This is a genomic window from Glaciibacter kafniensis (assembly GCF_039538945.1).
In the GTDB taxonomy this organism is placed as follows: Bacteria; Actinomycetota; Actinomycetes; order Actinomycetales; family Microbacteriaceae; genus Cryobacterium; species Cryobacterium kafniensis.
Map to the genome: position 1 here is coordinate 479,598 of NZ_BAABCN010000002.1, position 13,403 is coordinate 493,000.

Consider the following 13,403-nt stretch of genomic DNA (forward strand, 5'->3'; position numbering starts at 1 on the left):
CGCCGTCGATGGACACCCTCTGCCGACGCCCTCGCACTAGCTCGCTGATTCACCCAATCGGCGACACCCGGTTGCAGCCAGGATTGAGTCGCGTACGCTTGAACGTTGGCAGTTCTAGGCGTAACGGAGTTTTTTGATGAATCAGCAGAGTGCGCAGTCACCGAGGTCGGGCGACCTCACGAAGAAGCCGGCGGCCTAGCCCGATGCGCCGCGCAACGTTCACCGACGCCTCAGTGACCTACGGGGCCATCGGTGGAACCCTCGCTCCTGACTTGATGATTTACCCGCCGAAGGGCCATCGCCCGGCAGAGCACACCGTGCGCCTCGGCAGCGGTGACGAACGATTCCGCATCGCGAGCGCGTCGCTGATGTCGTGGGGCGTTCAGCGCGGCAGCGGCATGGAGGTCACCGACCTGGAGATCGGAACCGGGATGCAGTACGCCGGGATTGTCTTCGACGAAGACGGCACTCCGTCGGCCGACCAGTCGCATCCGGTCAACGAGGCGACATTCGCCGAAGACGGCACGCCATACATCGCCAACGGAATGACCGCGAAGCTGAAGATTCAGGTGGGCCCGATGAGCGTGCTCGCCCCCGTTCGCGTCGTCTATGTGATCGACGAGCCCAACCGCATCGGCTTTGCCTACGGAACCATGGTGGGGCATCCGGAAAGCGGCGAGGAATCGTTCGTCGTCGAGAAACACGACGACGACTCGGTCTGGCTCACGATCCGCTCGTTCTCGCAGCCGAGCACCTGGAAGTACCGCCTCGTCGCGCCGTTCCTGCGTTTTCAGCAGGCGAAGATCACCAAAAAGTACCTGCACGCTCTGCACCCCTCGGCCGGAGCGTAACGATGCCCAGCGCACTCCCACTCGGCGATCCCGCGCCGCTCGACGGCCTGCTTCCCCCCTCCGTCACCGTCGGCGCTGAGAGCCGCGATTTCGGTGTCTACCTGCACGTGCCCTTCTGTCGGGTGCGCTGCGGCTACTGCGACTTCAACACCTACACCGCCACCGAGCTGCGTGGCGTCAAGCAGAGCGACTACGCCAGCCAGGCGATTATCGAGATCGAAGCCGGCGCACGCATTCTCGCCGAGTCCGGCCTTCCGCCCCGCCCCGCCAAGACGGTGTTCTTCGGTGGAGGAACCCCCACCCTGCTTCCTGCCGAGAATCTGATCCGGATGCTGCAGGCCGTGCGTTCCACCTTCGGCATCGAGCCGGGGGCCGAGGTCACCACCGAGGCGAATCCCGACTCGGTCGACGCCGCCTACCTTTACGCGCTGGCCGACGCCGGGTTCACCCGTGTCTCGTTCGGCATGCAGTCGGCGGTTCCGCACGTCTTGGCCACGCTTGAGCGCACCCACGACCCGGCCCGCGTGCCGCTCGTCGTCGGCTGGGCCCGCGACGCCGGTCTCGATGTGAGCCTCGATCTGATCTACGGCACGCCGGGGGAGAGCCTCGACGACTGGCGCACGAGCCTCGAGTACGCGATCGGTCAGAAGCCCGACCACATCAGCGCCTACTCGCTGATCGTCGAAGAGGGAACCAAGCTCGCCCGCCAGATCAAACGGGGTGAGGTCGCCCACGTCGACGAAGACCACCAGGCCGACCTCTATGAGCTGGCCGACGAACTGCTCGCCGGCGCCGGCTACGGCTGGTACGAGGTCAGCAACTGGTCGACCGATGAGGCCCACCGCTCCCGCCACAACCTGGCTTACTGGACCGGCCAGGACTGGTGGGGAGTCGGCCCCGGCGCGCACAGTCACGTCGGCGGCGTGCGCTGGTGGAACGTGAAGCACCCGGCCGCCTACGCCGACCGTGTGCTCGCCGGACATTCTCCGGCAGCCGGGCGCGAAACTCTCGACCCGGCGACGCGCGAGGTGGAGCGGGTGCTGCTGCGCTCGCGCATCCGTGAAGGAATCCCGGTCGCGTCGCTGACAGAGGCCGGCCGTCTCGCTGTTGCCGGCCTGATCGCCGACGATCTGATCGACCCGCGTGCCGCGCTTGGCGCGAATGCGCCGGCCTCGATCGAGCTGACCCTACGCGGGCGGCTTCTGGCCGACGCCGTGGTGCGTCGCCTGCTCGAAGACTGATCTCTGCTCGAAGACTGATCTCGCGGCATCGCCTCACACGAGAAGAACCGGCTCAGTGACTGAGCCGGTTCTTCTGGGCGGGTTCTTCTGACGAGAGAACGAGAGATCTAGCTCACGAACTTGATCGCGAGTGGGTAGACGTATGGCTCGCCCCGGTTGGCCGCCAGCGCGGCCATGATTCCGAAGACGATGCTGAGCACCCAGGCCGCGGCCAGGATGAAGAACCCGATGAGGAAGATCAGCGTGATCCACCCCACCACATAGGCGATCAGCAGTGTGATCTGAAAGTTCAACGCCGTAGCGCTGTGTTCACGAATGAACGGGCCGCGGTCTTTCAACACCAGGTAGCCGATCAGGGCCGGCAGAAAGCCGAAGAGGATGCCACCGATGTGGATGAGCGTCGCCCAGAGCCTCTCATCAGCCGGGTTCATCGGAACCTGCGCCTGATACGGGTCGTTCGTGGGGGGAGGCATATCGGTCATGTGAACTCTTTTCTCTGCGCCGCGAACGGCGGATGTCTAGGAACGGATGTCGGCGAAAACGATGTTGGCGAAACGGCGCGAGCCTACTTGATCAGGCGCGCGTTGATCGGGTAGCGGTACGGGTGGCCGTCTTTTGCCTGCATAAAGCCGAGAATTGAGAAGATCACGCTGAAGATCCAGACGACCCAGACCAACAGGCCGAACACCGACCCGAGGCCGAAGGTGACGACGGCGAGAAATGCAGTGACCACCCAAATCGCGACGTAGCCGATGAGAAGGGTGATCTGAAAGTTCAGTGCCTCTTTCGCTTCGACGGCGGTGAAACGGCCGCGGTCTTTGAAGACGAGCCAAATGATCAACGCCGGAAGAAAGCTGAGAATGCCGCCCAGGTGGGCGAACGACGCCCATTGACGATCCTCTGCTTCGGAGAGTGGCCGGGCTGGGGAGGGGGAGTGAGGCTGTTCTGGCGGGCGCTGTCCGAAGTTCGGGTCATCCGGGAGCGGTGCGTGTGGATCACTCATCATCATGCCTTTCAGCGAGGAGGGAAGTGCCCTGTGTGTTTACGCTACTGCGCTGATTCCTGCGGGGCAATGGGCGACGCTCAGCGTGGCGCGATATGATTGGCACTCAGTCAGTGCGAGTGCTAACGATGGGCAGAGGGAGGCGATTTCACACATGGTTTCTGATCGCAGTCTCGAAGTGCTCCGCGTGATCGTGCAGGACTACGTGGCGTCGCGGGAGCCCGTCGGCTCCAAGTCGATTGTCGAACGGCATTCCTTCGGGGTGTCGGCGGCCACGATTCGCAACGACATGGCGCTGCTCGAGGAGGAGGAGTTGATTGCGGCTCCGCACACCTCCTCTGGGCGCATCCCGACTGACAAGGGCTATCGGGTCTTCGTCGATCACCTCGCCGACCTGCGCCCGCTCTCTCCGGCGCAACGGCAGGCCATCGAGACTTTTCTCGGCCAGTCCGCCGATCTCGACGAGGTTCTGGCGCGCAGCGTCAGGCTGCTCTCGCAGCTGACCCATCAGGTCGCCCTGGTGCAATACCCGTCGCTGTCCCGCGCCACGGTGCGCCACATCGAACTGGTTCCGCTCAGCGACACCAGGCTGCTCTCCGTACTGATCACCGACTCCGGCCGGGTCGAGCAGCGCGTGATCGAGCTGCCACGCTTCGTCGATGAGCAGACTCTCACCGAAATGCGGGCGCGACTGAACGCCGCGGTGGGCGGCCGCAGCATGGTCGAAGCCGCGGCATCCCTGAGAACTCTGATCTGGTCCGGCTCACACGAGCTGCAGCCGGTGATCGATCTGATCGCCTCGACCCTCGTCGACCAGATCGGCGCCAATCGGCACGACAAGCTTGTGATGGCCGGGGCTGCCAACCTCGTGCGCACCGAAGAAGACTTCACCGGCAGCGTCTCGCCGGTGCTCGATGCCATCGAAGAGCAGGTCGTGCTTTTGCGCCTGTTCGGTGAGATGGCGACAGACCTGCACGGCGTGGCAGTGAGCATCGGCCGGGAGAACGCGCCGTTCGGACTGAGCGAAACCTCGGTTCTGACGAGCGGATACACCGCGTCCGGCGGCGACCTGGCCCGCCTCGGCGTGCTCGGACCGACCCGCATGGATTACTCGAACAACATGGCGGCGGTTCGCGCTGTCGCCCGCTATCTCTCTCGCCTGCTCGGCGAGAACTGATCGGCCTGTCGCCTCGGCACGCCGCTCATCCCGACTGAAAAACATCCTGAACACCCCCGGAACAACAAGGAGAGCCACCTTTGGCTGACCACTACGAAGTACTCGGTGTCGCACGCGACGCCAGCGTCGACGAAATCAAGAAGGCATACCGCAAGAAGGCGCGTCAGCTGCACCCCGACGTGAACCCGGGGGCGGATGCCTCTGAACAGTTCAAACTCGTCACCCACGCCTACGACGTGCTGAGCGATCCGCAACAGCGCCAGAAGTACGACATGGGTGGCCAGGGCGGCGGGTTCGACGGCGGCAACTTCGGCAACTTCGGCGACATTTTCGAGACCTTCTTCGGCGGCGGCGGCCAGAGCAGCCGCGGCCCGCGCTCGCGCCGCGAGCGTGGACAAGACGCCCTGCTGCGCGTCGAGCTCGACCTCGACGAGGTCATCTTCGGCACCCACCGCGAGATCGAGGTCGACACGGCCATCGTTTGCGAGACCTGCTCAGGCACCTGCTGCCAACCCGGCACCTCGCCGGTCACCTGCGACATCTGCCACGGAACCGGCAACATCCAGCGCGCCGTGCGCTCGCTGCTCGGCAATGTGATGACGTCGAGCCCCTGTGGCAGCTGCCGCGGCTACGGCACCATCATCGCCACCCCGTGCATCACCTGCCAGGGTCAGGGCCGCGTTCGCGCGCGCCGCACCGTGGCTGTCGACATCCCCGCCGGTGTCGAGACGGGCCTGCGCCTGCAGATGCCAGGCAGCGGAGAGGCCGGCCCGGCCGGCGGACCCAACGGCGACCTCTACCTCGAGATGAAGGTGCGTCATCACGACGTCTTCAGCCGCGACGGCGACGACCTGCTCTGCACCATCGAGGTGCCGATGACCGACGCCATCCTGGGCCGTACGACCACGATCAAGGCGCTTGACGGTGACATCGACGTGGTTCTGAAGCCGGGCGTGCAGAGCGCAGAGGTCATCACGATCAAGGACCGCGGCGTCACGAAGCTGCGTGGCAGCGGCCGCGGTGACCTCAAGATCGGCGTGCACGTTGTCACCCCGACCAAGCTCGACCACAAAGAGCGTGAGCTCATCGAACAGTTCGCCGCCCGCCACAAGGCGCCGGCCCCCTCGCTCAGCCACTTTCAGCAGGGCCTGTTCGCGAAGCTTCGCGATCGGTTCATCAGCTAGGACGACATCATGGCTCATTTCTTTCTCGACGAGACCTTGACGGCAGACCTCTGCCCGCCCGGTGCGACAGTGCGCATCGGCGGCAGCGAGGCGAAGCATGCCGTCACCGTCAGTCGCATCCGCCCGGGCGAAGCGCTGTTCCTCGGCAACGGTGCTGGGCTGATGCTGCACGGCACCGTCGTCGACGCGTCGCCGACCGAGCTGAGCCTGCAGGTCACCACACGCACCGTGACGCCGGCGCCCGCGCCGCGCATTGTGCTCGTGCAAGCGCTGGCCAAGGGCGACAGAGACGAACTGGCCGTGCAAGCTGCAACCGAACTCGGTGTCGACGGGGTCATCCCGTGGACGGCCGCCCGTTCCATCTCCCGCTGGGAGGGCGCGAAGATCGCCAAGGGCAGGGAACGCTGGTCGAGCATTGTGCGCGAGGCGAGCAAGCAGTCGATCCGGCCGTGGCTTCCCACGGTCGCCGACCTGGTGAGCACGAAACAGCTGATCACACTCGCCGCCAGCGCCCGCATGCTCCTGCTCGAGCCGAGCGCGGCCCGGCGACTGACTGAGTTCGATGCCGGCGACGTGTGGCCGGGCACCGCACCGGGCGCCCCGGCCGACACCGAGCTCGACATTCTGCTGGTGGTCGGTCCGGAGGGCGGCATCGCACCGAGCGAACTCGAGGCGCTGGAAGCCGCAGGAGCCCAACGCGTCAAGCTCGGCGACACGGTGCTGCGCACCTCGACAGCCGGGCCGGCGGCCCTCGCCATTCTGAATGCGAAGCTTGGGCGCTGGTAGCGCCACTTAAGATAGCTGTATGACTTCTTCGGGTTCCGCACCGTCAATCTTCAGCCGTATCGTCGCGCGTGAAATTCCTGCGACGATTGTCGCGGAAACCGAACTGATCATCGCGTTCGAAGACATCGCCCCTCAGGCGCCGGTGCACATCGTCGTGACGACCAAAACCGAGGTATACCGCAACGTCGTCGAGCTTGCCGCTGGCGACCCCGCCCTGCTGGCCGAATTAGTGCGAGTGGCCAACGTCATTGCCGAGGAGCGCACCGGAGGCGAGTTTCGTCTCGTCTTCAACACCGGGCCATCCGCCGGTCAAACTGTTTTTCACGTTCACGCCCATGTTCTGGGCGGGCAGCTGAAAGAGGGAACTCTTGGTGCCTAACGACACGACCGGCGACACGGCCGGCAACAGGGCGAACACCGGTCACGATTCATCGGCCGACGTGCCGCCGACCGTCGCTGTGCATGTGCACGTCGACGGAATCGCCATGGTGCGTCTGCTTGGCCCGCAAGACCGTTTTCTCAGCACGATCGAGAAACAATACCCACGGGTCAGCGTGCACGTGCGCGGAAATGAGATCACCCTCACCGGCTCAGAAGCCGATACCGAAGCGGTGCGTCGCCTGATCGAAGAGCTGCAGCTGATGATCCGCAACGGTCAGTACTTCGGCGAGGCCGATGTGACGACATCGGCACGGATGCTGGGCATCGACAGCACGCAGAGCCCGTCAGAACTGCTCGGACAGGCGATCCTGACCTCGCGCGGAAAGAGCATCCGCCCGAAGACCCTCGGTCAGAAGGAATATGTCGACGCAATCGATGAGAACACCATCGTGTTCGGAATCGGTCCGGCCGGCACCGGAAAGACCTACCTCGCCATGGCGAAGGCCGTGCAGGCCTTGCAGCGCAAGGAGGTTGAGCGGATCATTCTGACCCGCCCGGCCGTCGAAGCGGGGGAGCGTCTCGGGTTCTTGCCCGGCACGCTCACCGACAAGATCGACCCCTACCTGCGCCCGCTCTATGACGCGCTCAACGAGATGATGGATCCGGAGCTCGTGCCGAAGTTGCTGGCCGCCGGAACCATTGAGGTCGCGCCGCTCGCCTACATGCGCGGTCGCACCCTCAACTCGTCGTTCGTGGTGCTCGACGAAGCGCAGAACACCACGCCGGAGCAGATGAAGATGTTCCTCACCCGGCTCGGCTTCGGCTCCCGGATGGTCGTCACCGGAGATATCACCCAGGTCGACCTGCCGGCCGGCGCCAGCGGGTTGCGGTTGGTCACCCGCGTGCTCGACAACATCGACGACATCCACTTTTCACGGTTGACCAGTGCCGACGTCGTGCGTCACTCGCTCGTCGGACGCATCGTCGACGCGTACACCGAGTACGACGCCCAGAAACAAGCCCAACGTTACGAAAGCGAACAAGCCCGCGAGTTCGCCAATCGCGCGGAGCGTCGAAACGGCGGCCACACCGGCCGCCCCCTGAAACGGAGATCCAGTTGAGCATCGAGATCAACAATGAGTCAGAAATCCCGGTCGACGAGGCAGCGATTCTGCGCCTCGCCGCGTTCGCCCTGGACGCCATGCACGTGCACGCCGACGCCGAACTGGCCATCGTTCTCGTCGACGAAGGGGCCATGGAACAGCTGCACGTGCAGTGGATGGATGAGCCGGGACCGACCGATGTGCTGAGCTTTCCGATGGACGAGCTGCGCCCCGGCACGGCGGAGCAGGAGACCCCAGCGGGGCTGCTCGGCGACATCGTGCTCTGCCCGCAGGTGGCCCAGGGCCAGGCCGAGACGGCCGGACACTCCACCCTCGATGAGTTGCTGCTTCTGACCACGCACGGCGTGCTTCACCTGCTCGGCTTCGATCACGCAGAGCCAGACGAAGAAAAAGAGATGTTCGGCATTCAGCGTGAGATTCTGATGGGCTTCGCCATGCAGGAACGACGCCGCGACTGATGTTTCTGGGTTGGTTTCTCGCTGCAGCAATCGTGTTGGTCGCATTCGGTGGCCTCATGGCCGCCGTCGACTCTGCCGTCGTCTCGCTGTCACGCGCCGACATCGCGGAGATGGCTGATTCTTCACGGTCCACCCGATCTCTGCAGGCGATCGCCAACGACACCGGCGCTCACCTTAACGCCATCAATTTTGTGCGGGTCATCGCCGAGACGACGGCGGCGGTGCTCGTCACCCTGGTCTTCGCGACGGCGATCGACGAGCTCTGGCTCGCCTTGCTGCTCTCAGCGTTGATCATGACGGCCGTCTCGTTCGTGCTCGTCGGGGCCAGTCCGCGCAGTGTCGGGCGGGCGCATCCGCGTCAGCTTCTGGGTCTCACCGCACCGCTCGTGCATTTTCTACGGTTTGTGCTCGGCCCGATTGCGAACGCCCTCGTGGCGCTCGGCAACCGGGTCACTCCCGGTCGCGCGGGCCTGACGACGTTCACCTCGGAAGATCAACTGCTCAGCATGGTCGATGAGGCCACAGAGCAGGATGTCCTCGAAGAGGACGATCGGGAGTTGATCCACTCGATCTTTGAGTTCAACGACACCGTGGTGCGCGAGGTCATGGTTCCCCGCACCGACATGGTCACCATTGATGCGAGCGCCACGATCGGCGCGGCGATGGGATTGTTTCTCAGCAAGGGAAACTCTCGCGTACCCGTGCTGGACGGCGAGGTCGACGACGTGGTTGGCATCCTGTATCTGCGCGATGTCGCCAAGCTTGTCTACGAGCGCCCGATCAACGCCGACTCGCTCACCGTCGGCGAGCTGGCCAGGCCGGCGCAGTTCGTTCCGGAATCCAAGAAGGCGGATGCGCTGCTGCGGCAGATGCAGGCCGAGTCGAACCACCTGGCCATGGTCGTCGACGAATACGGCGGAATCGCCGGCCTGGTCACCTTGGAAGACCTGATCGAGGAGCTCGTCGGCGATATTTCCGATGAGTACGACAAGGATGTCGTCGAGGTGGAAGACCTCGGCGACGGACGTTTCCGGGTCAACGCCCGGCTTCCCGTCGACGAACTCGGTGAACTTTTCGATCTAGACCTGGACGACGATGACGTCGACTCGGTCGGTGGCTTGCTGGCCAAAACGCTCGGGCGTCTGCCCGACGCCGGCTCCGTCGCGTCAACGAGTGGGCTGATCCTCACCGCAGAGCGCACCGAGGGCCGCCGCAAGAGAATCAGCACCATTTTGGTGCAACGAGATCAAGCGCTGATTGATGCGCAGACCGCATTCCTCGGAATGTCGGATGATGAAGGAGTAGACGGCAATGGCCACAGCAGATGAATACCGGGCGGGCTTTGTCTCGTTCGTCGGCCGACCGAACGTGGGCAAATCAACCCTGACCAACGCACTCGTCGGTCAGAAGGTGGCGATCACCTCGTCGAAGCCCCAGACCACCCGGCGCGCCATCCGCGGCATCGTACATCAGGCGAACGGCCAGTTGATTCTGGTCGACACCCCTGGCATCCACCGCCCGCGCACGCTTCTCGGCGAGCGTCTGAACTCGCTCGTCACAGCGACGCTCGGCGATGTCGATGTGATCGGCCTCTGCATCCCGGCCAACGAGCCGATCGGCCCGGGCGACCGGTTCATCAACGAGCAGCTTGACGCGTTCCCGCGCGCCAAGAAGGTCGCCATCGTCACCAAGATCGACGCCTCGTCGAAGACGAGCGTCGCCAACCAGCTTCTCGCCGTGTCGGCGTTGCGCGACTGGGAGGCGATCGTGCCGATCTCGGCGACCAGCCACATCCAGCTCGACACCCTGACCACCGAGCTGCTGCGCCTGCTTCCGATCTCGGAAGCCCCTCTCTACCCGGCGGATGCGGTCACCGACGAGAGCCTCGAATCGCGCATCGCCGAATACATTCGTGAGGCGGCACTCGAGGGTGTCACCGACGAGCTGCCTCACTCGATCGCCGTCACCATCGACGACATCATCGAACGCGACGACCAGGAGCTCGTTGAGATCTACGCGAACCTGTTCGTCGAGCGCGACAGCCAGAAGGGCATCATCATCGGTCACTCGGGCAGCAGGCTGAAAGATGTCGGGATCCAGGCCCGCAAGCAGATCGAGCCGCTGATCGGCAAGCGCGTCTTTCTCTCGTTGCGCGTGAAGGTCGCCAAGGAATGGCAGCGCGACCCGAAGCAGCTCGGGCGTCTCGGCTTCTAACCGACGAAGCATCGGCGGCAGCGCCCACTAGTTCGGCCCCACCATCTGGTGGGGCCGAACTCATTCCCCCTCCGCCGAGTTTGACCTTTTCGGTCGAGGTGCCCCGGCACAGCAGGCGAACTCGACCGGAAGTGTCAAACTCGGCGAGTCGCTAGGGTGAACACGTCGAACCCTCTGCCCAACCCCACAGTGAAGTGAGCCGTTGTGTCACGTTTCCCCCTGCGCCGCCTGGTTCCGTTCAGCCCGTACGTTATCTTCAGCATCCTGCACCTGCTCGGGCAGCTTGCCGGGTCTGAGACGTTGACCCAGACCACGAAGCCGCTCCTCATTCTGAGTCTGGCCGCCGCCCTGATCTGGAGCGTGGGCGCACGCCTGACCGCGCCGGTCATCGTCGCCCTGATTGCTCTGCTGCTGAGCTGGGTCGGTGACGTGGCGCTGATGATCAGCGGTTCTCTCTGGTTTGTCGTGGGCCTGGGCGCTTTTCTCCTCGCCCACGTGGCGTACATCGTGCTCTTTCTGCGGCATCTCGGGCGCGGAAAGCTGCCACGCGCCGCGCTGCTCTACCTGGTCTGGTTGGCGCTGCTGGTCGTCTTTCTCGTGCCTTACCTCGGCCCGATGCTCGTGCCCGCGCTGCTCTACGCGGTGGTGATCACCACGATGGCGATCGTCGCCACCCGGTGCGGACCGATCGTGACCCTTGGCGCCCTGCTGTTTCTGCTCTCGGACTCGATGCTCGCCGTGAACAAATTCGTGCCAGACGTCGTGCTGCCACAGAGCGGGTTTCTGGTCATGATCACCTACATCGCCGCGCAGGGGCTCATCATCGTTGGCGTCGTGGCTTTCGTGCGCGCCCGTGCAGCGGCGAACGCGACCGACGGGGTGGACGTCTCCGGCGACCTGACCAGCCGATGACCGGAACAGACCAGCCGATGACCGGAACAGACCAGCCGGTGACCCGACCGACCGATGCGCTTCCTACATCGGGAGGATGATTTCAGCCGACGTGCGAGGGAGATCGCCGGCCCCAGGCATCCCGGCAACACGCCGAGGCTTACGCTGGAATGGTGACTGAGACGACTGAGGCCGACCAGGGCAAAGCCCCCTGGGGCGTTCCCTCTGCCGTCATGCGCTATCGCTGGGCGTTCGAACCACTCCTCGCCGTGCTCTTTCTCGGAGTCTGGACGGTGTCGGCCGTCTGGGCAGGCAACGCGTCGGCTCTGCAAGGAACCCTGCTTCTTGCCGTCGCCATCGCATTCTCACGGCTGAGCCCGATCGGCGCGCTGGCGTCAGGTGTCGTTGCGCTCGGGGTCGGTGTGACGGGCTCCGATTCGGTCGCACCTGCCTGGGCCTACTGTTTCGCCGGCGTCGTCGTCTGCTTCGGCGCGGCGGCACACGGCACCAAGGTCGTGCGGTGGATTGGTCTCGCCGGAGCACTCGTTCTTGCCGGAGTCATCGGCCTCATCGAGCTGTCCGACGGGTTCAGCCAGGCGAATGAGAGCATCGGCGGCATCTGGGGTGCGTTTGCCGCTTTGGTCTCGTTCCTGATCCGCGTGCTGGTTCAGGTCAGCCTGGTGCTTGGGGCCTGGGCAGTGGGGTTGGCGTTGAACCTGCGCGCACAGAACGCCGAACGTGCCGCGGTGAGTCCGGCCGACGTTGCGTCGCGAATCTCCACCGGCTGGACGAGCATCGAAGCTGCACTGATGGACCGCGACAGCCAGAACTCGTCACCGATACGTCGAGTATCCCGACTGTTTGGCAGCGTCTCCTATCGTCAGCTCTCGGCCGACATCGCCATTGCGCTCATTTTTCTCTTCGTCGTTCTCGCTTCAGGTACCAGCTCGCCGATCGAGGTCGTCGTCTCCGTCGGATTCTCGGTGTCTCTCGCTTTCCGCCGAATCTCTCCGACTCTCGCCCTGGCGATCGCCTGGGTCAGCGCGCTGCTGCAGATGTCCTTCGGCCTCCCAATTCTGACCGCGAACTTCGCCGTGCTCGCCGTTCTCTATGCCGCTTCCGCCTACGGCGGGCGCGTGTTGAAGTGGGTGAGCCTTGCCTCGGTCGGGCTCGGCGCCGTGATTGCCGCACTGTATCTCTCGGGGATTCTCACGGGCTGGTACCGCACCGAACTCGCCAACGCCGACCAGGTGGCGCCCGCAGTCGATGTCGCCGGGACCTTGTTCCGGGTCGCCGGGGTGTTCATCGCGTCGGTCGGCGTGCTCGGGTTGTCATGGACGCTCGGGTTGCTCATTCGCACCTGGCAGAACGCCAGGCTCAGCCGCCGGCAGGAAGTGCGCGCGGTCGAGGAGCAACGCATCGCTCAGCGCACCGTCGTCGTCGAACAGGAACGCAACCGAATCGCCAGGGACATGCACGACGTCGTGGCACATTCGCTTGCCGTCGTCATCGCCCAGGCGGATGGCGCACGCTACGCCAGGGCCAGCGACCCGACCGCCGTCGACTCAGCTCTCACCACGATCTCGGCGACGGCACGGGACGCCCTGGCCGACGTGCGCATCCTGCTCACCCAGTTGCGCCAGCAGGAAGCCCAGGGGCCACAGCCCGTGCTCGCCGATCTCGATCGTCTGATCGAACAGATGCGCGGAACCGGTTTGGCTATCGTCTGGACGACAGCGGGGGCGCCTCAGCCTCTCGGTTCCGGCGCCCAACTGGCGATTTACCGCATCATTCAAGAGGCGCTGACCAACGCCCTGCGCCACGGGGACCCCGATCACCGGGTACACCTCGCGCTGCGCTGGGAGCACAGCAGCGTGACGGCGGTCGTCACCAACGCGGTGTGCTCGGATCGCCCGTTCGATGAGCGCGCCGGGGTTGGCCACGGGCTGCCCGGGATGCGGGAGCGAGCCGTGCTGGCCGGCGGAACCCTGGAGACGACGCTCATCGACCGCCGGTTCACTGTCATCGCAACCCTTCCGATTCTCGCCGGCGCCGCGTCGGCGTCGAACGACACCTCCCTGTGAAAGTGAATT

Annotated in this window: 14 protein-coding genes; 12 read left to right on the top strand and 2 right to left on the bottom strand. The window is 64.8% G+C overall.

The genetic code is table 11. From position 1 onward, the window contains the following. Positions 1-203 precede the first annotated feature (203 nt). Both ABD791_RS02735 and hemW read left to right on the top strand, forming a co-directional pair. Positions 204-851, top strand: a complete 648-nt coding sequence (locus tag ABD791_RS02735; RefSeq protein WP_345062047.1) for a DUF1990 domain-containing protein — start codon at positions 204-206, stop codon at positions 849-851. Positions 852-853: 2 nt separating this feature from the next. Continuing rightward, positions 854-2,092: a radical SAM family heme chaperone HemW gene (hemW, locus tag ABD791_RS02740; RefSeq protein ID WP_345062049.1), complete on the top strand. Its 1,239-nt coding sequence runs from the start codon at positions 854-856 to the stop codon at positions 2,090-2,092. A gap of 107 nt (positions 2,093-2,199) precedes the next feature. Here the strand turns inward: hemW and ABD791_RS02745 are convergent, their stop codons facing one another. Both ABD791_RS02745 and ABD791_RS02750 read right to left on the bottom strand, forming a co-directional pair. Then, positions 2,200-2,574 carry a DUF4870 domain-containing protein gene (locus ABD791_RS02745; RefSeq protein WP_345062051.1) on the bottom strand — a complete coding sequence of 125 codons (375 nt, stop codon included), beginning with the start codon at positions 2,572-2,574 and terminating at the stop codon, positions 2,200-2,202. Positions 2,575-2,657: 83 nt separating this feature from the next. After that, positions 2,658-3,095, bottom strand: coding sequence for a DUF4870 domain-containing protein (locus ABD791_RS02750; protein ID WP_345062053.1), 438 nt, complete (start codon positions 3,093-3,095; stop codon positions 2,658-2,660). Between the two features lie 154 nt (positions 3,096-3,249). Between ABD791_RS02750 and hrcA the strand changes: the two genes are divergently transcribed. From hrcA to ABD791_RS02800, 10 genes are all read left to right on the top strand, one after another. Continuing rightward, positions 3,250-4,272 carry a heat-inducible transcriptional repressor HrcA gene (hrcA, locus tag ABD791_RS02755; protein WP_345062055.1) on the top strand — a complete coding sequence of 341 codons (1,023 nt, stop codon included), beginning with the start codon at positions 3,250-3,252 and terminating at the stop codon, positions 4,270-4,272. Between the two features lie 80 nt (positions 4,273-4,352). Then, complete coding sequence (gene dnaJ, locus ABD791_RS02760; protein ID WP_345062057.1) at positions 4,353-5,456, top strand: molecular chaperone DnaJ; 1,104 nt, start codon at positions 4,353-4,355, stop codon at positions 5,454-5,456. Between the two features lie 9 nt (positions 5,457-5,465). Further along, entirely contained in the window at positions 5,466-6,242 is a 777-nt protein-coding gene (locus tag ABD791_RS02765; RefSeq protein ID WP_345062058.1) for a 16S rRNA (uracil(1498)-N(3))-methyltransferase, read from the top strand. 19 nt (positions 6,243-6,261) lie between these two features. Beyond that, on the top strand, positions 6,262-6,621 hold the full coding sequence (locus ABD791_RS02770; RefSeq protein WP_345062060.1) for an HIT domain-containing protein: 360 nt from the start codon (positions 6,262-6,264) through the stop codon (positions 6,619-6,621). A 106-nt stretch (positions 6,622-6,727) separates the two neighbouring features. Then, complete coding sequence (locus tag ABD791_RS02775) at positions 6,728-7,744, top strand: PhoH family protein (protein ID WP_345064454.1); 1,017 nt, start codon at positions 6,728-6,730, stop codon at positions 7,742-7,744. Continuing rightward, a complete protein-coding gene (gene ybeY / locus ABD791_RS02780; RefSeq protein WP_345062062.1) occupies positions 7,741-8,205 on the top strand; it encodes an rRNA maturation RNase YbeY in 465 nt (154 codons plus the stop codon). Before ABD791_RS02775 ends, ybeY begins: the two co-directional genes overlap by 4 nt. Beyond that, positions 8,205-9,533 carry a hemolysin family protein gene (locus ABD791_RS02785; protein WP_345062065.1) on the top strand — a complete coding sequence of 443 codons (1,329 nt, stop codon included), beginning with the start codon at positions 8,205-8,207 and terminating at the stop codon, positions 9,531-9,533. Before ybeY ends, ABD791_RS02785 begins: the two co-directional genes overlap by 1 nt. After that, positions 9,517-10,419, top strand: a complete 903-nt coding sequence (gene era / locus ABD791_RS02790; RefSeq protein WP_345062067.1) for a GTPase Era — start codon at positions 9,517-9,519, stop codon at positions 10,417-10,419. The genes ABD791_RS02785 and era overlap by 17 nt, the downstream gene beginning before the upstream one ends. A gap of 204 nt (positions 10,420-10,623) precedes the next feature. Then, positions 10,624-11,331 carry a lysoplasmalogenase gene (locus ABD791_RS02795; RefSeq protein ID WP_345062069.1) on the top strand — a complete coding sequence of 236 codons (708 nt, stop codon included), beginning with the start codon at positions 10,624-10,626 and terminating at the stop codon, positions 11,329-11,331. A gap of 152 nt (positions 11,332-11,483) precedes the next feature. After that, the gene (locus ABD791_RS02800) at positions 11,484-13,394 is read left to right on the top strand and encodes a sensor histidine kinase (protein ID WP_345062071.1); all 1,911 of its coding nucleotides are present in this window, start codon (positions 11,484-11,486) and stop codon (positions 13,392-13,394) included. Positions 13,395-13,403 lie beyond the last annotated feature (9 nt).